This is a genomic window from Streptococcus ratti FA-1 = DSM 20564 (assembly GCF_000286075.1).
In the GTDB taxonomy this organism is placed as follows: domain Bacteria; phylum Bacillota; class Bacilli; order Lactobacillales; family Streptococcaceae; genus Streptococcus; species Streptococcus ratti.
The window spans coordinates 105,810-128,002 of record NZ_AJTZ01000003.1; the positions used below are offsets into that span (position 1 = coordinate 105,810).

Sequence of the window (22,193 nt, forward strand, 5' to 3'; positions counted from 1 at the left end):
CTGCTAAATAAGGCAAATTTTTCGGACAAAGCGCTTTTGGAAAACAGCAAGGCCAACTTGTTTTTTAGCTCTGACAGCTGTTAATAGAGTTCAGGCCGCCGATCTGTAAAAACAGGAATTTGTCCGCGAGCCGCTTTAACCTGCCCTACATCAATTTCAGTGCTGAAAACTCCTTCACTGTCATCGGTCTCTAACAAAATATTTCCCAGAGGACCAACCACAAGCGAATGACCGTTAAAGTAATCTTTCAGTCCATGCCCCACACGGTTAACAGCAATGACAAAAGCCTGATTTTCAACAGCCCGCGCCTGTAAAAGGATTTTCCATTGTTCAATACGGCTGGCCGGCCACTGGGCTGACACAAAGAGCAGCTCTGCCCCTTGGCTCATCAATTTGCGGATCCATTCGGGAAAACGAATATCGTAGCAGATGACCTGACTGGCACTGACAGACCCTATGTGAAAATGGCTTTCCTTTAGTCCTGCAGTTAAAAATTCATCTTCAGCCATCAGACCAAACAAGTGAACCTTATCATAGGTATTAATTAATTTTCCGTCTGCAGCAAATGTATAGGCAGTGTTATAAAACTTTCCCTGCCGTTTAGTAGCAACAGAGCCTGCAACTAGAGCGATTTGATGTTCACAGGCAAACTGACTGAGCCAAGAGATACTGTCCTCTCCGTTTTCGTCAGCAATCTCTTCTAATTGTTCCAAAGCATAGCCTGTATTCCACAGTTCAGGCAGGATAATAACATCAGGCTGATCTGAAAGGGCCTGCTGCATGATCTCTAAAACCTTGTTTTTATTTAACTGAGGCTGCCCGTCTTTCACATCAAACTGTATCAGACTTACCTTCACAAAAAATCACCTCCAAAGACCATCAAAGCGTCTTTTAGCTTAAACAGCTGCCCTATCTGTCAGCGGTGGCTGACCTTTCTGGTCAGGCTATCACCGATAAACTGAATGGTAAAAATAAGAAGCAGGATGATGAGAGTTGCCACCCAGGTTACATCATTGTTAAAGCGATTATAACCGTAAGAAATGGCAACATTACCAAGTCCGCCGGCTCCAATAGCTCCGGCCATCGCCGTTTCACCAACCAGCGAAATCAAGGTTACAGTTGACACGCGAATTAGGTCTGGAAAACCTTCGCTCAGATAAACCTTGACAATATCCCAAAAGGTAGCGCCGGAAGCCTGAGCCGCTTCGATAACACCACGATCTAACTCAGAAAAGACAACCTGCACCTGACGGGCAAAGAAGGGAAAAGTCGCAAAGGACAGAGGAACCAAGGCTGCTGTTGCTCCTAAATTGGTCTGCATCAAAAGCATGGTCAAAGGCGCCAGCACCGCAATCAAAATAACAAAGGGAATGGCACGAAAGACAGATGTCACCTTATCAATAATCCAGCAGACAGTCTTGTTTTCAATGACGCCATCAGGCCCCATTAATACAAGCAGAAGACCAAAAACCAATCCGACTCCGCCGCCGATGATAAAGGGAATAATAGTCATGTACAGCGTATTTAAAAGAGCTGTCAGCCAGCCTGCATCTCCGGTCAGGCCAAGCTCATAAACGTTTGGTAAATAGGTTTGAATGAAATGCATTTCAAGCTCCTCTCTTTAGAATAGTCACTGTTAAATCTAGTGATTTTAAATTATCAAGTGCCTGCTGAATATTAGCAGCATCACCTTCTAAAATGACAATTATTTCACCAACAGGCGTCGCTTCCAAAATTTCTATATTGCCGAAAAGAATGTTGGCAGTTACCTGATAATGCTTATAAAGATTATTTAAAATGGGTTCATCTGTGGCTGTCCCAGCGTATTTCAACTGCAATAAGACCGCATCTGCCGGCAGGTTTTGCACAATATCCTGCTGCTTGATCTTAAGCAAGGCTTCTTCAATACCAGTCGCTGTCTCAATAAAGTCCTTAGTCAGTTCTTCCTTGGGATTGGAAAAAATATCCAAGACTGACCCTTCTTCAATCAAAGAGCCAGCCTGCATAACTGCCACACGATTGCAGATGTCCTTGACAATCTGCATTTCATGGGTAATCATGACAATGGTCAGATCTAATTTTTTATTCAAATCCTGCAAGAGCGCCAAAATCTGCTTGGTCGTTTTAGGATCCAAGGCAGAAGTCGCTTCATCTGAAATTAAAATTTTAGGATCATTGGCAAGAGCCCGCGCAATAGCCACGCGCTGCTTTTGACCGCCCGAAAGCTGGGCAGGATAATTGTCCGCACGGTCAGATAAGCCTACTAAATCCAATAATTCTGTCACCTTTTGGTCTTTTTCAGCGGGGCTTAAATTCGAGTGCCGCAAAGCAAAGGCAACATTTTGCCTGGCAGTCTTTTGAGCCATGAGATTGAAATGCTGAAAAATCATACCAATTTCATGCCGTTTCTGTCGCAGTTCCTGACTGGACAGCTGAATTTTTCCTTTATCAAAGGTAACATCATCATCAACCGTGACTTTTCCGGCAGTTGGTGTCTGCAAAAGATTGATAACACGCACGAGCGTAGACTTACCGGCACCGGAATAGCCAACAATGCCGTAAATATCGCCTTGGTTGATATGAACACTGACATCCTTAACTGCCTCTATCCGGCGTTTCTTTTGATGAAAGGTAATATCAATATGATCGAGTTGTATAATCGCCTTACTCATAACTTCTGATTAGCTCCTTTATTAATTCAATATGGGTATAATAGTCGGCCAAATTCACATTTTCATCGCCGCCGTGATCCCGGCTGTTAGGATTGCCGATGCCAAAAGCCAGCATAGGAACCCCCAAAGCTTCATAGACCGTATGCATGGGGCCTGTACCTGCTGCTGTCGGCAAAACTGAAACTCCCGCTTCATAGAATTGCTTGCTTAATTCAACAATATTCAAAATAGCCGGAGCACTCATATCACTGCGGTAGGATTCTTCTCCCAAGGTATAGGTTACTTTAACGTGTTCAAATCCCAGTTTTCGCAAGTGACTGTTAATCTTTTCAAAAACATATTTGGGACTGAGCCCTGGCACTAAACGCATTTCCATCTTAGCACTGGCAGAAGCAGGAAGAATGGTTTTTACTCCCTGTCCCTGATAGCCCGAGGAGAACCCCTCTATAGACAGGGCTGGTTCAAAAAAGTAGGTCTTAAGAAAATCTTGGCGTTCTTTTTTCAAAACTGGAAGTTTTAAACCATAAACTCTGCGCAGACCTTCGCTGTTTTCCAGGGCAAAACGCTCTATCAAGTCCAGTTCGCGCTCATTGGGCTCTAACAGCTGATCATAAATACCGTCAATCAAAATCCGGCCATCATCAGCTCTCATACTGGAAATGGCATTCAAAAGATACCAGCTGGCTGATTCAACAACGGCACCGTATTTAGAATGAATATCAACCTCAGCACTGGAAACAGACAGGTTAAAGGTAATAATTCCCTTGTTTCCGCCTGTCATCTCTAACTGTCCGAGACTATTTTTGACTCCCTGCTCCCAGATTAAAACGTCTGCCGGCAGTAAACTGTCTGCATACTTAGCCAAGTATTTATCAAGGTCTGTTGAAGCTGACTCTTCTGCTCCTTCCACGATAAAGGTAATATTAACAGGAAGATCGCCCACCTCGCGCATGTATTTTCGAACAGCAGTCAAACGAGCCGTAATGTGTCCCTTGTCATCATCAACGCCGCGGCCATACATATAGCCTTTTCTGACAGTCAGTTTAAAGGGATCGTCTGTCCAAACCTGATCGTCATCAGCCGGCACTGTATCATAATGATTGTAAAAAATAATCGTCTTGGCTTGAGGATTGGAACTCTTAAATTTAGCAATGACAAAAGGAGCCCTATAGGTCTCATCAATAGTCACTTCTGCGCCAACATTGGCAAAAATTTCTCCCAGATAGGCAGCAACATCCTGAAGGCCTACCTGCTGAGCAAATATTGATTTCTTGGAAATCAAGGTTCGCAAAACTTCAAAATAGTGCTGGGCCACTTCATCCTGCCAAAACTTGGCAATTTGTTCTTTCTCACTTGAAACTACCATTGTTCTCCTCTATATGACAAGAGGCTGAAACCAAGTCTCAGCCTCTCATTCTTAGTCATCTTAGTCTTAAAATGTATCAAGCAGCGGCTGCCTGCAGCTGTGAAAATTCTTCAGAAATTATCATGCAGCGCAAAGTCAGCAACCACTCTAAACCCTGCTGGAGCTGTCAGTCTTTTAGATTAGGCTAAAAACTCTGAAAAACTTTTTTGCAGGCGGTTTTGAGTCCCATCGTCTGCTTATTTTTAGCTGCTGTCTGTTACCAAACAGGCTGGTCAACATTTTTGGATGTTTTTTCGATAACTTTCTTAACAGCATCCGTATGATAAACCTTAACTAATTTTTTGATAGCAGCTGCCTTATCTGATTTTTTCCAGTTCTTTTGCGCTGCAATGATATTAATCCACTGCTTAGAACCAGCATTAACTTTTTCTTTGTAAAGAGATGTTTTAAAATCAATTTTGGCTGGAACAGCGTAACTGTTATTGACAACCGCAGCGTCAACAGAAGTCAGATTTCTGGCTGTCTGACTGGCATCTACTTCCTTGATATCAAGATCTTTTGGATTGGATTTGATATTCTTGATAGTAGCCAGCGTATCGCCTGATACATCTAACTTAATAAGACCGGCATCCTGAAGAACATACAGGGCGCGGCTTTCATTGGTGGCATCATTGGGAACAGCAATCTGAGCCTTGTCGGGCAGCTGTTTGACACTGGTGTATTTAGCCTTGCCGTTTTCTGTTCCTGAAAAGAGGTTGACAGGACTGATGTAAGTTTCGGCAACAGCTACCAAATTGCCTTTATTTTCTTTATTCCAGTTGTTGAGGAAATTATAATGCTGGAAGGCATTAATATCAATTTCTCCGTTTTTCAGAGCCTTATTTGGCTGAGAGTAATCCGTAAATTCTTTAAACTTAAGCTTGATATTATCCTTCTTAAGCAGGTCTTCAATCTTATCCCAGCGAGCCTTGTCAGAATCGGTCATGGTCATTACACCGACAGTCAGAGTATTTTTATCGCTTTTTTGACCGCAGGCTGCAAGGAAAATTACCGCTGCTAAGGCCAAACCTAAAATACTTACTATTTTCTTTATTTTCATTAATCATCCACCTTCTCTACTAAAGTAAGTTTATTTTCTCATAATTGCTTATAGCTATCAAATTGTTATTTCAATGATTTCTCTATAGTTTTAAACTATATCTCTTGTTTTGCCGTCTCAGTCCCGCTGACAAACAGAGCTGAACTTTTCCAGCCTAACATTTGCTTAGTTTGCTCCCTTATGGATTATTTAATATCTTTTTTATCCGGAAGATAGCTTCCGCCCAGATATTTTTGAGAAATTTTCTCAAGCGTTCCATCATCATACAGTTTTTTAATCCGTTTATTAACAAACTTTTGCAGATCCTCTTGTCCCTGGGCAAAAATGAAATAAACATACGGTTTTTGTTCTGACGGAAGCTCAATCACTTTCAGGTTATTGAGTCCTTGGTCTTTAATAATAGTTTCAGCTGAAATTTTTTCAAAGATCTTAAAGTCGTATTTGCCATCGCTGACATTGCGGATTTGATGGGCAATGTCCTCGCTGGTGAAATTCAGCTGCACTTGATTGGCCTTGCTTTGTTTTTTGTTAAATTTTTGCAGCATAGCCACTGTTGTGTTCCCTTGAACCACTTGGGTGCTGTGTCCGGCAATATCATCATAAGACTTAATGTCGCTGTCCTTAGGGACAACGAGCACTAGAGGATTGGAAGCTGTCGGGTTGGAATATAAATATTTATTGGCCCGTTCTTTGGTATAGCTGATATTGTTAGCTCCGATTTGATATTTGTCACTGTCAAGACCTGAGAAAATACTGGTCCATTCGGTCTTTTGGTATTTGACCTTGTATTTGTCTGTTCCCTTAAAGACAGCCTTTGCAACTTCAATATCGTAACCCGTCAGTTTGCCGTCTTTTTCATAAGAAAAGGGATTAGTGGTCCCAACAGTTGCAAGCGTTACGCTTTCTTTTGATGATTTAGAGCCAGAGCTGCAGGCTGAAAGCAAAAAAATTGAGGCAAGGGCAAGAGCGCCTGTCTTAACAATCGTTTTCAATTTCATAAGTTCCTCCAAGAATAATAATCATATCTATCTTATCACTAATTGGGAACCTTGCCTATTATATAATTTCTATCACGGTGATAAAATATTTCTATCACAGATCCATCAAGGCACCCTTAGATTTTCTAATAATAATCCAGCAAAAGGAGAGCGTTTCAACATAGTAATTGACAGCAAACTGGCAGAGGAACTATCAACACATCCGTAGAAATGCGTGTAGAAGCACTAAAACGTATTCAGAATGATTTGGCGGAATGTATGGCAAATTTACAATTTGAAATATACATTGTAAATGCTGAAGAAAAGGTGGTTTTAGACAGTAATTTTAGCGGCTAACAATGGCATAGAGAATAGCAATCCGAGAAACAGTAAATTATTAGGGCTCTATAATATCTGTAGTGGGTAACTCCCATTCAGATATTATAGGGCTTTTTGATTGTATGAAAAAAAGTCCCATATGACTTATAATGAAAAGCGCAAAACAACTCATTAGAAAGACTCATATGGAACATCTTTCAATACCACAGATTTAATCGGATTGAAAGACAAAAATATTAAAATTCTTCTTGTTTTACACCTTCACACCCACATCGAGATACGGGCAAAGTTGGATTATCAAGCTTCTGACTGTCCCCATTGTCAGGGAAAAATGATGAAATACGACTTCCAGAAAGCTTCAACTATCCCACTCCTTGATATCCAAGGGATGCCCACCGTCCTTAAGCTCAAAAAGCGCCGCTTTCAGTGCAAGGTTTGTCGCAGAGTGAGGGTGGCTGAGACCTCTCTCGTTCAAAAAAACGGGCAGATTTCCAAACCCATCTGGGCTAAAATCACACAGCTTCACACAGAGAGGTTGACGAACTCAGCTATCGCAAAGAAACTCCATATCTCCGTCTCTGCCGTTCAGAGAAAGCTGGATCAGTTCACCTTCAAAGAGGATTTCTCCAAACTTCCTACAGTTTTGAGTTGGGATGAATTCTCTCGAAATAAGGGCAAACTCGCCTTCATTGCACAAGATTTTGAGACGAGGAAGATCGTCACCATCCTTGAAAACAACAGGCAATCAACCATTAAAAACGACTTCTACAAGTATCCTAGAGAAGTTCGTGAACAGGTTAAAGTGGTCACGGTGGATATGTCTGGTAGCTACATTCCTATCATTAAGCAATTGTTTCCTTGCGCCAAAATTGTCCTTGATCGCTTTCACATTATTCAGCACTTGAGTCGGGCTATGATGACCACTAGAATCGCCATTATGAAGAGCTTTGACAAGAAGTCGTTACCTTATCGGGCGATGAAAAATCATTGGCGGATTCTTCACAAGGACGGCAGAAAACTTTCTGACACTGCCTTCTATTCACGAACTTTCAGGCAAACCTTAACCCCCTCGTGAGATTATTGATAAAACATTAGCCTTCTCTGATGAACTTCGCTATTATTATGAGCTTTATCAGCTCCTGCTCTTCCATTTTCAAGAAAAACGAGCAACTGAATTCTTTGAACTCATTGAAGACCATTTGAATCTCGTCAATCAGCCATTTTCAACAGTCTTCAAGACCTTTCTCAAATACAAAGCTTACATCATCAATGCTCTTAACCTACCTTATTCTAACGCTAAACTGGAGGCAACCAACAAGCTTATCAAGGACATCAAACGCCAAGCTTTTGGCTTTCGAAACTTCAAAACCTTTAAAACTAAAATTCTCATCGCTTTGAACATGCAAAGAGAGAGAACCAATCTGATTCTCTCTCGTGCTTAGTTATAAGTCACCCACTACAGTTGACAATGAGCCAAAAAAGTCCTACTAACCACATTGACTGACTGATCAATATAATTAAATAAGACTTTCCAGATAGGAATATTAGTCACCATGTAAATAGTCTATAAAATTAATATGCACTAGTACCAACTACTGACAGTTTCTCATACATTCAACAGTAACCGTACAGATATAACCTTTATTTCCCAATACAATGCTAAAAGTAGAATTTACTACTGTTGTACCAATACCAGCAGTAAGTTGTTCTAAGTTATTAGCATCATCCATGAGAATTGATAACTCTTCTTGCAAGCCCGCTTTTTGAATCTCTTTCATTATAATTTACTCCTATTTGTTAATACAGCGAGATGTGCACGCAGTTGATATACCAGTAACTGCTACAGTAATACCAACAACCCCAATTGCACATGCCGGAGTAGAGCCCCCGGCTAATTCCATATCTTCATCTTTGATGAGCGTTACCATATCTTTTTCCACCTCTGTTACATTATTTATTTTTAATAAATTACTTTTCATTTTATATTCCTTCCTATTCTTTATAAACTACCTATCATCATAATACTCCTATCTTCTCCTTGTCCCACCCAGCTACCCAAAAGTTATTGCTCAATATATTATTTACCAGAATACATTCGGTAATATTCTCCCTTTCGAGCCATCAAGCTACGATGGTCTCCAACTTCAGATACTTGACCGTCTTTTAAAACAATTATTTTGTCACTATTTTTTATAGTGCTTAATCTATGAGCAATAACAATCTTTGTTTTAGAATCTTCAGACAAATATTCTACAATTTGATGCTCAGTAATATTATCAAGAGCACTCGTTGCTTCATCTAAGAATAGCATTGATTTTTGATTTAAAATAGCTCTGGCCAAAGCTAGCCTCTGTCTCTGTCCTCCTGAGAAGTTGAACCCATTTTCCGACACCACTGTATTAATCCCCATAGGCAATGAATCAACAAAATCAAGCAGAGTAACTTTTTTTAGAGCGTCATATATATCATTATCAGCAACCTCAAAATCTTCAACTAAATTTTCTTTTATACTTCCGTTAAACAATAAGGCATCCTGAGGAACTACTCCTATCTGCTCACGTAAAGCATCTTTGTTTAAAATCTTTAAATCTAGTCCTTCAAAGTATATATCACCTTCATAATTATCATAAGCACCTAACAATATATAAAATAACGTAGACTTACCAGAACCACTTTCGCCAACAATGGCTACAGACTCACCTTCATTAATTGAAAAACTAATATCATCTAATGTTTTGTCTTCGGCACCGGGATAGGCAAATGACAAGTTGTTTACCCTTATATTCCCTTTAAAATCTATTATACGATTTCTTACTTCTTCGTCTTCCTGCAAAAGGATGTCATCTATACGTATGAGGTAAGATTTTGCTGTTGTAATATTATCTGATAATTGAGCTATGGAGATTAGACCTGAAATGTATGTACCTGTAATCGATTGTAAAGATATAATCGTTCCAACTTGGTTACTGTGATCCAATTGACTAATCCAGATTCCTAAGATAGGAATGAAAATTGGTACATAAAGTGTAATATATGCTAGTATATTTTGATACAAAGTGATAAATCGCTGATTTTTTTCATGAGACTTGATATAATCCTCATAATATCTATGCCACGACCTATGCTTTTTTGAGCTTATCCCTAACACTTTTACATCAAAAATTGCACGAAAAATATCATACTGAAAAACTTGCAATTTACTATCCGTTGCCAACTCCTTGTTTTTGTACAACAACATTTTCTCTCGCATAAACCTGCTCATGGATAATACTAGCAATGTGATAAATGCTAAAAAGACTGCATATAAAGGTTGTAAATTCATAATGTAAATGAGGATAACAACCATAGAACCTATATCTAAAAAAGTTTGAATGATAATATCACTAATTATCATTTTTAAATTTTTTAATAGTACTAATCGATATTGGATATCCGAGCTAGTACGGTTAAGATAAAATTCAAATTTATTTTTAAATAATTTATCAACAACCTTTTTTGATAAAAATTTATCAACGGAGATAGACAGACGAATGCTAGTAATTTGCTTGACTCTATTCACTACAAAGTAGACCAAACTGCTTGCGATTGTACCTATAGATAGTGCCCAAATTGTAGTATCTATCTGTTTGCTAACTAAAAAATTATCAACAAGTCCTTTTAATAGTAACGGAGCAATTAGTGTCAACGAATAGACAATCACCGCTGCAATAAGCACCTGTACAACGAGTTTCTTGTTAAAGAATACTGCTTCTTTAATCAGTGAAAATTCTTGTCCTCTAGTATTAACGGTTTTAAAATTTTCGTTAGGCGTTATCTTAAGTATTAAATTTTTATAGTCATTATCAAGTTCATCCTTTGAAATTTTTGTTCGTCCAAAAGCTGGATCCAATATAATAACCTCATTAGAAGAGATTGATTCTACTACGACAAAATGTCCTCCGATTCTATAAGCGATGCCTGGTAACGAGGAGTTTTTTATCTCTGAGAGTCTATCAGTCACCTTAAACATATTCATGGAAAAACCAAAGTGGTCAAAAATTTTCTTAAGTCCCCTAATACGCGTCCCATCTCTTCCCGCAGAGAATTCCTTAGGAATATCATTCAAAGTTAAGCGAACATCATAGTATTCCATTAACATTACAGCAACACATAATCCACATTCTGTTTGGCTCATCTGTAGAAGTGGTGTAATTTTTTTCTTTTTAATTTCCTACACCCCCAAGAACTTTTCAATATAAAAATCATTTTGGCTTATGAACCATAAAGTAAATACTGTACCTAATCTCCCATTAAAAAATGAAGGATTTAAAAGATTACTAAATTGCTCATAACGCCATTGGCTGTTTTCTAATAATTTTTCTCCTTCTTCTATATAGGTTTTAACTTTTATCACTTTACTATAGTGGTTATTCAATAAACCTGATTGTAAAATTATTTTTAGAACCACAAGAGCACCTGCATAGCCATTAACTAGAGAATCATCCATATAATCGCTCCTTTTTCTGACCAAAATACAATTAAGAGCTTTAAAGAGATCAGTTATAACAATATCTTTTAATTTCTTGGAAAGATTGGATGAACGATAGAGTAAGTACCTACTGAAAAGTATTCCCACAGCTCCATACGATAATGCACATAGATCCTCAGTATTAGAAATATTGTGCCTAGTATCATTCCAATTATTAGAAACTTTGTTAAAATTAGAATTCTCGAGTTGAATAAGGTCGAGAATATCTTTATCAATAGTCTGATGTTCTATATATTGGCGGAGAACTGATAACACTAAAATATCGCCTGCATATCCATGAAATAAACCAGTAAGATTACGCTTAGTGTAAGTTTTTAAATATATTTCTCCTAATAGTTTTATATCATCCAGATAAGCCTTATTTGAAGTTTCTTTGTAGAGATAGTTTAAAACCAGAATGGCACTCCCATACGTTGAAAAATCTACAATATCTTTTTCATGTACTATGTCTTTTGAAGATGTGTAGTTTTGCTTCTCAGATTCTAAATTAAAATAATGATAGAGCAAGTATGACGATTGTCTACCTATTAGTCCAGAAAGACCTTCACTTGTGTCACCACTCCTGACTGTAGCTATTATTTTTTCTCTCAATTTACTATTTTTACAATAGCTAGCTAAAAACAAGAGAGAACCACCAAATGTATATATATCATTACAATAATGTAACAGCGTATTCTGAACAGTGTGATCAATCACTCCAAATTTAAAACCCATATCATTCGAGCAAAATGATTCAAATGCTTGTAGTTCATTATCCACTCTGTTTCTATTATCCAAATAGTGAGATTCTCTTTCTATTGGAATATCTAATCCCAAAATTAGCTGCAAATAGTATTTTTCTTTATTCAAATCATTAAGGCTAAGCCCTCCAATTCTCTTTATGAGGTTGTCCTTAATTATTTTATTATCAGTTACTTCGCTGATTAAAAAATAAGGGATAGCTTGTTGTTTCAAACAAGCCATTTCTTTGTCAACTATTTTTTTATCGCGTTTACTGTGCTTCCTCAATAGGTTGATATAATTTTCTGACTTTTCCTTACTCTTAGTGTACATTGGTAAGTTTAAATCATCTAAATATTTACCATAAAAAGCCGTATTACGAAGCACAACCCTATAATCATAGCTCTCTATTAATTCTAGTTCCTGAATGAACCTCTCCTTATATTTGAGAAAAACTCTAATTCCTGTATCGAAACCTTTCAGTACATCTGCTGAATACTCTTCAGGATTAACCTTGATGCCATTTATGTCTTGTGGTATATTACTATGCTTTTCAGTATAACTGTAGACTCCTAGATTAATGTCATCTTGTCCCTTATGAATTACACCATGCCGCCAAGTGGTTATATCACCTCCACTAAATGCACTTAAATCTAGTGAACCATATACAAGTCTTTTTTCTCTAGAATTAAATAGATAAGTTTCTGTCAATAGTGAGTCTAATTTTTCTCTATTTAGTGTGTCCGTTATAGCAGCTTCTAAATCAATAAAATAGGGACCATATTTTGTAGAAATAATATTCTCACTATGAAGATCCTTACTTCCTAAAATTGTAAAAATAGCTGTTATAATTCCAAATTTATAATAAAAATTTTGGAGTTCTATACTATTTAAAACTGCACTATCTGACTTGATGTATTCTTGAAGACATAAGTCATCGTCTAAGAAAATTGTATTTGCAATAGGTAGTTTGATATTTTCCTTATCAAAATATTTTTGAAAAATTCTCAAAAGACGATCCCCTAAATTAGGACGTTTCTTGATCAATATTCTTTTTTCATTTAGTGTAAGTATAGCTACAAATGTATTAATATGAAAATCACCTTCAAAGGTATTAAGTTTACTAAGAGACAGCGACTCACTTTCTTTTAAGCTAGCAAAGTTCCTTATTTCTACTTGGTAATTTTGAAGTAGACTAAATACTTCTTTAATCCTTTGAATATAATTACAAATAACAACTTCACAATTATCTTTCACTGTTGGATAAATTTGATGAAATTCTTGAAAATATCTATCTTTTTGAAGATTTTCATTATAATCTTTGTATGATAAATTAGGATTTATAGCTCTTTCTTCCTGATAATAGTCAATCAGAGAATTAATTGCTACTGATGATATATTCTCTAAGATACCATCGATAAGTGTGTAGTAACAATTGTCCTGATCTTTTTGGCTACTGAATAGTCCTTTTGAATCAATAGATAATAATTGCTCATATATCTTTGAAATATAGTGAGAAAAATAGTTTTCAAATTTACCCTCTATACTGGGATAAGCCGAATTTCTTATGTTTTCCACTATGCATAACCCCATTTACGATAAATCACAGGTAATAATGCCATCAATGCAACACTCCAAACAATAGTAACCACATACTGTTCCGGAGTGTATTTAGCAAAACTAAAGGCATTTTCAACAAATGATAAAGGAATATATTTAGTCAAATCAGCTGTAGATTCAAAATTATTCATAACATTCATGATAGTCACCCCTAATCTTAATGTAAGGAATAGAGTGATGAATGAATATAATGAACTTTTTAAAACTAATGTGATAATGCTTCCTAATGAAAAGAGAAATAGCGCATAAACTAAGTAAGCAGGTACCAGATGGTTAAAAATTTCAAATAAATCAATCTGCGGATGATTAAAATAAATTTTATAAAATGCAACTTCCGCAAAAGAAACTAGGCTAGTCAAAATAGCTAAAAGCTCAACTGCTAATAACTTTCTCAAAATAATTTCAATACTTGATCGCCCACTAATTCTAAGCTGATTGATGGTTTTATAGCGAAACTCTCTACCAAAGGCATTGATAGCTGCATACATCAATAAGAAATTGGAAACGGTAGAAAATACACTGTAGATATTATAAACCTGAAAAGGTCCCTTTAAATTCTCAATAGAATAGATGATTCCCCCACCAAGCAATAGGGATAGCATCAGAAAAATAAATACACTAAATTTCACAATAGTTAGTCTTACAAACAAGACCGTTGCCCATTTATTGTTCATCAAAATATACCTCACTCAAACTTATTTTTTCCTTCTCAAGAGTAATATTCTTCTCTCTTTGTAACATTTCTTCAATGGCATCAATATCACGAACAATAATATCCCTACCATTTTGTTCATAGTCGAAACCATTATCTTCTAATAAGCAGATTAGCTCAGATTGAGATAAATCAGGATGATAAATCTTATATTTCATATGCTCCTTAGCATCCAAGCTGCTAATTGTGTGATCCCTCAGCAGAACTGCTTTGTTACAAATTTGCTCCAAATTTTGTAAGATGTGACTGGAAATAATAAAAGTAATACCCTTTTCAGATGACAATTTTTTTATTAAGTCCAGTAAATTTTTAATACCAGTAGGGTCCAGACCATTTGTCGGTTCATCTAATAAGATAAACTCCTCAGAAGCAATGAGAGCAATAAAGAGTCCAACTCTCTGCTTCATCCCCAAAGATAGTTTTGAAACTTTTTTATGTAAATAACTATCCACCTGTAGAACATATTTATAATCATCAATGACGCTGTAACTCTTGCCAAATAAACGACAGTAAAATTTCAAATTACCCAACACTGTCATATCAGCATAGAGGCTGGGGTGTTCAATTAAAGTACCAACATTATGAGCTTGAATCTTAATATCTCCTTTATAGTTGGGAATGATGCCTGAAATGAGCTTCATCAAAGTTGACTTTCCAGCACCATTTTCACCAACCAAACCTAGGATATCTCCTTGCTCTAACGTAAGATTAATGTTTTTCAAGACATAATCTTTTCCATATTTAAAATTTACGTTTTGAATCTCTAAAATTTTCATATCCACTTCCTTAATCTGATGTTATTTTTAAAATATCCAAAAGTCTGAGATAGTTGTCACAAATCGTACTGTCCAAAAAAGTGGCTATCCCAACTAAGCCATGCATTACTCCTACCGTTTCAGTTCCTCTAATGTTATATTCCATTGAATTTAATAAATAAGGAAGAATTTCTTGAATGTATATTTCTACCTTACTGTATTCAATGTTAAGTATCGCCTCAGCATACTTACAAATCACAAGATTTCCTAAATCACCGTGACAAAAAGTTAGATTCACACCTAGAGATTTTTGCATAGCAATCTCATATAATTCATAAGCTTCTTCAATAATATAGTCATCCTGATAGCCATGTTTTATAAGCTCAAGTCTTGATAAAAGAATACCTGGAATTCCGTGGCACCATCCCCATGAATAGCTGTTTCTATTATTGTCCTTAAACCACATTTGATTTGTCTTATCAAATAAGCGTCTTTCTGTTTTTAGTAATGATTGAATAAGAGTATAGTCATCTATATCTAATAGCTTGTTTGCTCTGTAAATAGCTAAAATAATTCCAGATGACCCATGTGCAAAACCAGTAAAATAACGTTTTTTTTCCTGTGCAATAGGAAAATAGACTTCCCCCTTATCATAAATAATCGAATCTATTAGATGTAAGCGACATTTCTCAACTAATTTAATCACACGATTATTCAAACAATCACTCAAATGTAATTGAAATATCTCTATTAAAGTTAATATGACACCTGCCGTTCCGTCTAAGATGTCTAATTTTTCATCCTTTTTAAAGCTATTTTCTATTAAGTCTAATAAGTAATGGATGCGTTTCAAAGATAAGACATCACTAAAGTTGTTATGCTTATATATATAAGCATAATATCTTAAATATTCAACCACTCCGTTGTAAGCACCAATACTGATGTCTGATGTCCCATATTTAATAATTTTATCTATATCAATTTCAATATCACTTATTAATTTATTAATAGGTAAATCTTTATAGCCTGATTTTTCGAGCAGTAGCAAACACCTTAGTATTCCAACGCTACCCGAATAATAACTATCAGGATTTTCATGAATTTGGTAAAAGCTTCTATTATTATCACCTTCTAATTCAGGAGTTATCCAAAAATATTGTTTAGTTAATGGATTTATCAGTTTATTTTCAAAAACAGTCGCAATCATTTGTTCAATCGTCTGCGCCCTTTGCTTTTGTGGATTCTCTCCCTCATGAATTGTTACTTCATTTATCTCTTTTACGTCAAATTCTGTAGAAACTACTGTCAACATTTGAGTTATTAGTCTTAATTGTCTTTCAAGATCTTCCTCACATAGTAAATTCAATTTATACTCTAGACTTTCTAGAGGTGTTTCTATAAAGTAATTTTTTATCTTCTCTCCATTGGATAAAAGTAAATCGGTACTACCAGTATTTAATTCAAAATATGGGATGTTAAACTTTAACATCTCCTTGTACTCTTGTACTTCTTCTTCCTGGATTTCCTCACTTAGAAGTTTCATAGATACTGCAAAAGCATATTTAAAATGAAATAGGCACACTGGATTCTTTAATAGTCTTAATATTTGCGAATAATCATGGGTTTCTCTATTTAAATAGCGAATAGGAATATTGTTAAATAGCCGATTGAAATATTCTTTATAACGCTCTTTGTCTTTGAGAACCTCATTATAAATATTAGTAAAACCTCTCTGTATAAAATCTATGACATCTTTTAATTCATTTTTTTGGACTAGATGGTTAGATTTTTTCCAAGTTTCTGCAAAAGTATTTGGTAACTCTCCACTATATATTTTCAGCGGGCTCAAATCATAAAAATCTCCATTGCTTTTTACAATTGTAGGTAATATTATCAAATTACTTACAGAGTCTTCCAAATAGTTAATATTATCCTCTTGTAACATTTTTGGAGTCATTTGCTTCTTGAACCTCAATCTACTAGTCAAAAGTGTCTCAACATCTATTGCTACAGGAAATTCTCCACAAGATATAATATTTTCATAATGTAAATCGCTACCATTAAGTATATATGCAATAGCTAATAACTGTCCCAACCTAATATAATATCTCTCATTTTTATTCTTTGATTGTAATGGGATATATCGAATTTCTTCAGCCCAAGAATAGCTTCCTTGATCAATAATTTTAGGAGCTTTCATTTTTAATATTCCATCTTGATCCCCTATTTTATCTATAACTTCTTTAAATAATGTATCTAACTTACTTCTTCTCGGTTTATAAAAATAATTACCGAATTCTGATTCTACCTTGATGACAAATTTCCCTCTATGTCTGTCTCCCATAGATAGTTTAATATCTGTTATCATTCCATCTGCTTCCAAAAACTGATTAGCAACCAAGGCTTTATCTTGAATCAAATGAGAAAGAAACTCTAGTAAATACTTTGTGGTATCTCTTATAAATAAAATTATTGAAAAATACCAGTAAGGATACTTTTTAACAACTTCTGCTAAATTTTTATAGTCCTGATTTAAATAAGCTAAATATTCAGCTTGATTTTTATTAATATTTCTCATCTCTGCTATCCAGATACCTTCAGATAGAGAATAAATATTTTCTAACATATTCTCTGTTATAGTTCGTTCAATGGTATCACTTTGAAAACTGTCATCATATTTCTGTAATTGATTTCTTATCTCAAATAAATACGGCTCAAGAAATGATAAATACAAATTAGAAAAAGTATTACTGCTAAGAAGATGAAATCTATTCCATATCTCATAAACCTCAAGCTCGTTTATGCTAGCGTTTATATCTTCTAATAGACACATACCAAATTTTTCGTACAATTTTTCAATATTTGGGTTATCGCTTAATTTAATAAAAATATTATCAGGCCTTGCTTCCACAACTTCCCCCTTACCAAGTTTTTTACCATTTTACTATCTAAAACCATATTTTTCTGATATTCCCAAATATGAAATTAGTTTTTTATTTTTTTGCACATTTGCAACTTTTTTATATTTCGACTTTCTGGATATACAATAGTATTAGGAGGATGATAAAAATGAAAAAGAAACTTATCTTTATTAACCTTGTCGTTCCACTTTTACTATTTTTTCTATAGAAAAAATGAGCTATTCTAATAGCTCATTTCTATTTTACACTTCTAATATTTGCCTTAAATTTTCTCTTAAAAACATTGGAAATATTGGGTCTGCCAGCTCCTTTACTCTGTCAATAAACTGCTCTAAATCTGCCATTGTCGTTGCTCCTGTTTCCATGTGGTCGAGGAGTTTCTCATAAAAATCTATATTAATCTTAGTAAATATATCTTGAAAGGTAATTAACTGTCGTAAGTGGCTGATAAAATATCTCGTGTAGTAAAATTCTCGTCGTTCTAATAAAACTAGTGATAAGTTTTGAAGTGTCTGCTGTGAGAGAAGTTTATGAGTTGGTATGGAACTATAGAGCTTGTCCCGCTCGATAAAGGCCTTACCTAAAAAGATAAGATCTTCATTGCTTAAAGCTGTCATGGTATTGCCAAATATATAGAGCTCATAAGTCGTCCACTCTTCAATAGCATATAGATAGTTAACTAATAATTTTTTATCATCATCAGGAACTTGATAACTCTTATCCAGATTAAAGAGAGCCACTTTAACGACTAATTTATTTAACTTCTCATAAACATCAAATACTTCATCTCCCTCAATGTCTTCCAACATGGTTTTTAAACCATCAATATCATGTTGGTTATAAAGTTGAGCAAGTTGCTGGGAACGTTTAAAATAAATTGTTTCCTGATAATGATTAACGGCATAACTAAACTCTGGGAAAGTCATATGTATAGCTTCAATAGCTAATAGCAGCTTATCTGCTGTCAGCATGGTTTGCCCATTTTCAAATCTAGATAGCTGGGACAAGGAAAGATTTTCTCTAGCGACATCCTTTAGCTTGAGCCCACGCGCTATACGAAGGTCACGGTATAATTCACCCAATTGCATTAATTGTTCTTGGTCCATTGACAGCCTCCTTTATCATATAGATAGGGTACTCAGATTATAGCAAATATCCCTGTTTTTATTTGTCTATTCGTGAATAGTCGTCATTTGTCCTGAATGGTTAAAATTTTCGATAGAAATCTCACTTTATTATTCGGAAATATGCTTTTTCTAAAAAAGACTGAGCAAAAACTTGTCCAGTCCTCATATTTTTATTTAACCACAATATTGACCAATTTATTCGGTACCGCAATTACTTTCACAATATCTTTTCCTGCAATTTCAGCCTGAATTTTATCATTGGCAAGAGCAATCTTTTCAAGTTCTTCACGGCTGGAATCCTTAGGAACAACAGCTTTGGCACGGACTTTTCCTTTAATTTGCAAGACAATTTCAACGTCATCTTCAACTAATTTGCTTGCGTCGTAAGTCGGCCAAGCTACATAAGAAATGGATTCTCCGCTTTGCGTCAGCTTTTGCCAAAGTTCTTCAGCTAAGTGCGGCGCAAATGGTGCAAGTAACTGAATAAAACCTTTGGCGTATTCGGCATAGAGTTGTTCTTCCTTATTAGCAGCATTGACAAAGATCATAAGCTGAGAGATGGCCGTATTGAAGCGCATAGCTTCAAGATGCTCTGTTACTGTTTTAACAACTTCATTATAAACCTTGTCTAGATGACCATTGTTTTCAGCAACTATGTCTTTAGAAGTGATGAGACGATAGACGCGGTCGAGAAATTTACGCGAGCCTTCCAAACCTTCTTCGGACCAAGCAATGGAAGCATCGAGCGGTCCCATGAACATTTCGTAAACACGAAGGGTATCGGCACCGTATTGTTCTACAACATCGTCAGGGTTAACAACGTTCTTGAGGGATTTAGACATCTTAGCTGGTGCTTGTTCCAGCTCTTCTCCCGTTTCAATATTAAAGAAAGAACCGTCACGTTTTTCAACCTTATCTGTTGCCACAAGGGCACCGCGGTGGTCACGATAGCTAGTACCCAAAATCATTCCTTGGTTAAAGAGTTTTTGGAAGGGTTCTTTGGTCGGAACAACACCTAAATCATAAAGGAACTTATGCCAGAAACGGGCATAAAGAAGGTGAAGCACAGCATGTTCAGCACCACCGACATAAATATCAACTGGCAGCCATTGTTTAAGCAATTCTTCATCAGCCAGTTTTTGGTCATTGTGCGGATCAACATAGCGCAGGAAGTACCAGCTGGAGCCTGCCCACTGCGGCATGGTGTTGGTTTCCCGGCGGCCCTTGACCCCATCTTCACGGGTTACTTCCAGCCAGTCTGTCAAGTTAGCAAGCGGAGACTCACCTGTACCTGACGGGCGAATGTCCTTAGTCACTGGCAAAACAAGTGGTAATTGATCCTCTGGAACTGCTGTCGAAGTGCCATCTTCCCAATGAATGATTGGAATTGGTTCACCCCAGTAGCGCTGACGGCTAAAGAGCCAGTCGCGCAGGCGGTAGGTCACTTTTTTATTGCCTACACCCTTGTCTTCCAGCCAAGCTACCATCTTGTCAATAGCGGCAGCCTTGTCAAGCCCGTCTAAAAATTCGGAATTGATGTGAAGACCGTCTTCTGTATAAGCAGCGTCAGCTACCTTGCCACCTTCAAGAACGGGAATAATATCAAGATTGAACTGTTTAGCAAATTCCCAGTCACGCTCATCATGAGCAGGAACGGCCATAATAGCACCTGTTCCGTAGCTGGCAAGGACATAGTCAGCAATCCAGATAGGAATCTCTTTGCCGTTAACAGGATTAATAGCATAGGCACCGGTCCAAACACCTGTCTTTTCCTTGGCAAGGTCTGTACGGGCCAGGTCTGATTTGAGAGAGGCCTGACGTTTGTAGTCTGCCACTGCCTGTGCTTGGTCGGCTGTTGTAATCGCATCTACCAAGTCATGCTCGGGAGCAAGAACAGCGTAAGTGGCTCCAAAAAGCGTATCAGGACGAGTCGTAAAGACTGTGAAGTCTTTGTCAGTGCCTTTAACCTTGAAGGTTACATTGGCACCTGTTGATTTACCAATCCAGTTGCGCTGCATGTCCTTAATAGACTCTGGCCAATCAAGGTCTTCCAAATCTTCTAAGAGACGCTCTGCATAGGCTGTGATTTTCAGCATCCATTGGCGCATAGGTTTACGAACAACGGGATAGCCGCCGCGCTCTGATGTCCCATCAGGCAGGACTTCTTCATTGGCGATGGCTGTACCTAATTCTTCAACCCAGTTGACTGGTACTTCAGCTTCGTATGCTAAACCTTTTTCATACAATTTGGTAAAAATCCACTGGGTCCACTTGTAGTAGTTAGGATCAGTTGTGTTAATTTCACGGTCCCAATCGTATGAAAAGCCAAGTGACTTAATTTGACGTTTAAAAGTCGCAATGTTTTGGGCTGTAAAATCAGCGGGATCATGGCCCGTATCCATAGCATACTGCTCAGCAGGCAGGCCAAAGGCATCCCAGCCCATTGGGTGGAGGACATTGTAGCCTTGAGCACGCTTGAAACGGCTGAGGATATCAGTCGCAGTGTATCCTTCCGGGTGTCCTACATGGAGCCCTGCTCCAGACGGATAAGGAAACATATCCAGGGCATAAAAGTTCGGTTTAGAGGCATCTGTCCCAGTCTTAAATGTATGATGATCTTTCCAGAACTCCTGCCATTTATTCTCAATTGCTTTGTGATTGTAGTAAACCATAGTATTCTCCAAAAAATATAGTCTCCTTATTATATCATTTTTACAAGGAATGAACAGGGGCAAATAAATATCTCGCTTGGTAGATTTACAACATCCTATTGTCCATTTTTTCCAATGAATTCAACAGAATCTGCGGAATTAAAATTTATTTTCCAACAAAAAAGCGAAGAAGTCTGTCCTTAGAATTTCTTCACTACTCTTCTTTTTATAGCTGCTGTGTCAGCCAGTTTTGTACCCCAATCAGCTCAATCAAATCAAGCTGTGCCTCTGTCCAAAGCATGTCTTCCTCTTCATCTTTGTAGTAAGCTTTCAAAAGATCATAAGTGGCATAGTCTGTCTTGAAATCTTCAAAAAGATTATTCGCTTTTAAGAAAGCAAATCCCTCTCTTGAAAGGTCAAGGTCGTGCTTCAAATAATCAATTGGGTTTTGAAAAAGCGGTTCTGATTGTCCCACTTCCATTTTCAGTTCTCCGCCCAAATCCAAGATACGGTTAATGAATTGATTCATAAAATCACGTTCTTCTTCTGCATGACCGTCATATTTTGTTTCTAACTTACTAAAGCCGAGTGCTCCAAAAATTCTAGCTTGCATCTGATGATAGGTTGCCTGCGTATTCATTGTTGTTACAAGCTTTTGCAAATATGAAACTGCTTCTTTCGTCATAAGGAACTCCTTTCAAATTGA

The 22,193-nt window shown here is 36.7% G+C and carries 17 protein-coding genes; 1 reads left to right on the forward strand and 16 read right to left on the reverse strand.

Features of this window, described 5'->3' with window-relative positions; genetic code table 11:
- Positions 1-80: 80 nt before the first annotated feature.
- The 6 genes from SRA_RS01260 to SRA_RS01285 form a co-directional block, all read right to left on the reverse strand.
- Positions 81-857 carry a carbon-nitrogen family hydrolase gene (locus tag SRA_RS01260; protein WP_003086754.1) on the reverse strand — a complete coding sequence of 259 codons (777 nt, stop codon included), beginning with the start codon at positions 855-857 and terminating at the stop codon, positions 81-83.
- Positions 858-916: 59 nt separating this feature from the next.
- Complete coding sequence (locus SRA_RS01265; RefSeq protein ID WP_003086756.1) at positions 917-1,606, reverse strand: methionine ABC transporter permease; 690 nt, start codon at positions 1,604-1,606, stop codon at positions 917-919.
- A gap of 1 nt (position 1,607) precedes the next feature.
- Positions 1,608-2,672: a methionine ABC transporter ATP-binding protein gene (locus SRA_RS01270; protein ID WP_003086758.1), complete on the reverse strand. Its 1,065-nt coding sequence runs from the start codon at positions 2,670-2,672 to the stop codon at positions 1,608-1,610.
- Positions 2,665-4,038, reverse strand: a complete 1,374-nt coding sequence (locus tag SRA_RS01275; protein WP_003086760.1) for a M20/M25/M40 family metallo-hydrolase — start codon at positions 4,036-4,038, stop codon at positions 2,665-2,667. Before SRA_RS01275 ends, SRA_RS01270 begins: the two co-directional genes overlap by 8 nt.
- A 256-nt stretch (positions 4,039-4,294) precedes the next feature.
- Positions 4,295-5,137 carry a MetQ/NlpA family ABC transporter substrate-binding protein gene (locus SRA_RS01280; RefSeq protein ID WP_003086761.1) on the reverse strand — a complete coding sequence of 281 codons (843 nt, stop codon included), beginning with the start codon at positions 5,135-5,137 and terminating at the stop codon, positions 4,295-4,297.
- A gap of 185 nt (positions 5,138-5,322) precedes the next feature.
- Positions 5,323-6,135 carry an amino acid ABC transporter substrate-binding protein gene (locus SRA_RS01285; protein ID WP_003086763.1) on the reverse strand — a complete coding sequence of 271 codons (813 nt, stop codon included), beginning with the start codon at positions 6,133-6,135 and terminating at the stop codon, positions 5,323-5,325.
- Positions 6,136-6,667: 532 nt separating this feature from the next.
- On the opposite strand from SRA_RS01285, the gene SRA_RS09870 reads away from it, so the two are divergent.
- Positions 6,668-7,895, forward strand: a protein-coding gene (locus tag SRA_RS09870; RefSeq protein ID WP_126417900.1) for an ISL3 family transposase whose coding sequence is annotated in 2 segments (ribosomal slippage) — positions 6,668-7,519 and positions 7,521-7,895 — 1,227 coding nt in all. Because the reading frame shifts where the segments join, the coding sequence is not laid out codon by codon here.
- Positions 7,896-8,045: 150 nt separating this feature from the next.
- On the opposite strand, the gene SRA_RS01300 is transcribed toward SRA_RS09870, so the two are convergent.
- From SRA_RS01300 to SRA_RS01345, 10 genes are all read right to left on the reverse strand, one after another.
- A complete protein-coding gene (locus SRA_RS01300) occupies positions 8,046-8,231 on the reverse strand; it encodes a lichenicidin alpha family lanthipeptide (protein ID WP_003086770.1) in 186 nt (61 codons plus the stop codon).
- 12 nt (positions 8,232-8,243) lie between these two features.
- On the reverse strand, positions 8,244-8,432 hold the full coding sequence (locus SRA_RS01305) for a hypothetical protein (RefSeq protein ID WP_003086771.1): 189 nt from the start codon (positions 8,430-8,432) through the stop codon (positions 8,244-8,246).
- A gap of 98 nt (positions 8,433-8,530) precedes the next feature.
- On the reverse strand, positions 8,531-10,627 hold the full coding sequence (locus SRA_RS01310) for a peptidase domain-containing ABC transporter (protein WP_003086773.1): 2,097 nt from the start codon (positions 10,625-10,627) through the stop codon (positions 8,531-8,533).
- A 36-nt stretch (positions 10,628-10,663) separates the two neighbouring features.
- Positions 10,664-13,279, reverse strand: a complete 2,616-nt coding sequence (locus tag SRA_RS01315) for a type 2 lanthipeptide synthetase LanM family protein (protein ID WP_003086775.1) — start codon at positions 13,277-13,279, stop codon at positions 10,664-10,666.
- Positions 13,279-13,995, reverse strand: a complete 717-nt coding sequence (locus SRA_RS01320; RefSeq protein WP_003086777.1) for an ABC transporter permease — start codon at positions 13,993-13,995, stop codon at positions 13,279-13,281. Before SRA_RS01320 ends, SRA_RS01315 begins: the two co-directional genes overlap by 1 nt.
- A complete protein-coding gene (locus tag SRA_RS01325; protein ID WP_003086779.1) occupies positions 13,985-14,809 on the reverse strand; it encodes an ABC transporter ATP-binding protein in 825 nt (274 codons plus the stop codon). The genes SRA_RS01320 and SRA_RS01325 overlap by 11 nt, the downstream gene beginning before the upstream one ends.
- A 10-nt stretch (positions 14,810-14,819) precedes the next feature.
- A complete protein-coding gene (locus SRA_RS01330; RefSeq protein WP_003086781.1) occupies positions 14,820-17,699 on the reverse strand; it encodes a lanthionine synthetase LanC family protein in 2,880 nt (959 codons plus the stop codon).
- Positions 17,700-17,951: 252 nt separating this feature from the next.
- On the reverse strand, positions 17,952-18,815 hold the full coding sequence (locus SRA_RS01335) for an Rgg/GadR/MutR family transcriptional regulator (protein ID WP_003086783.1): 864 nt from the start codon (positions 18,813-18,815) through the stop codon (positions 17,952-17,954).
- Between the two features lie 191 nt (positions 18,816-19,006).
- Complete coding sequence (gene leuS / locus SRA_RS01340) at positions 19,007-21,508, reverse strand: leucine--tRNA ligase (RefSeq protein WP_003086785.1); 2,502 nt, start codon at positions 21,506-21,508, stop codon at positions 19,007-19,009.
- Between the two features lie 205 nt (positions 21,509-21,713).
- The gene (locus SRA_RS01345; protein WP_003086786.1) at positions 21,714-22,172 is read right to left on the reverse strand and encodes a ferritin-like domain-containing protein; all 459 of its coding nucleotides are present in this window, start codon (positions 22,170-22,172) and stop codon (positions 21,714-21,716) included.
- Positions 22,173-22,193 lie beyond the last annotated feature (21 nt).

Coding starts and splice junctions, on each gene's coding strand:
- SRA_RS01305 (WP_003086771.1), bottom strand. CDS start 8,432: ATGAAAAGTAATTTATTAAAAATAAATAATGTAACAGAGGTGGAAAAA.
- SRA_RS01310 (WP_003086773.1), bottom strand. CDS start 10,627: ATGAGCCAAACAGAATGTGGATTATGTGTTGCTGTAATGTTAATGGAA.
- SRA_RS01325 (WP_003086779.1), bottom strand. CDS start 14,809: ATGAAAATTTTAGAGATTCAAAACGTAAATTTTAAATATGGAAAAGAT.
- SRA_RS01345 (WP_003086786.1), bottom strand. CDS start 22,172: ATGACGAAAGAAGCAGTTTCATATTTGCAAAAGCTTGTAACAACAATG.
- SRA_RS01280 (WP_003086761.1), bottom strand. CDS start 5,137: ATGAAAATAAAGAAAATAGTAAGTATTTTAGGTTTGGCCTTAGCAGCG.
- SRA_RS01335 (WP_003086783.1), bottom strand. CDS start 18,815: ATGGACCAAGAACAATTAATGCAATTGGGTGAATTATACCGTGACCTT.
- leuS (WP_003086785.1), bottom strand. CDS start 21,508: ATGGTTTACTACAATCACAAAGCAATTGAGAATAAATGGCAGGAGTTC.
- SRA_RS01320 (WP_003086777.1), bottom strand. CDS start 13,995: ATGAACAATAAATGGGCAACGGTCTTGTTTGTAAGACTAACTATTGTG.
- SRA_RS01270 (WP_003086758.1), bottom strand. CDS start 2,672: ATGAGTAAGGCGATTATACAACTCGATCATATTGATATTACCTTTCAT.
- SRA_RS01300 (WP_003086770.1), bottom strand. CDS start 8,231: ATGAAAGAGATTCAAAAAGCGGGCTTGCAAGAAGAGTTATCAATTCTC.
- SRA_RS01285 (WP_003086763.1), bottom strand. CDS start 6,135: ATGAAATTGAAAACGATTGTTAAGACAGGCGCTCTTGCCCTTGCCTCA.
- SRA_RS01265 (WP_003086756.1), bottom strand. CDS start 1,606: ATGCATTTCATTCAAACCTATTTACCAAACGTTTATGAGCTTGGCCTG.
- SRA_RS01275 (WP_003086760.1), bottom strand. CDS start 4,038: ATGGTAGTTTCAAGTGAGAAAGAACAAATTGCCAAGTTTTGGCAGGAT.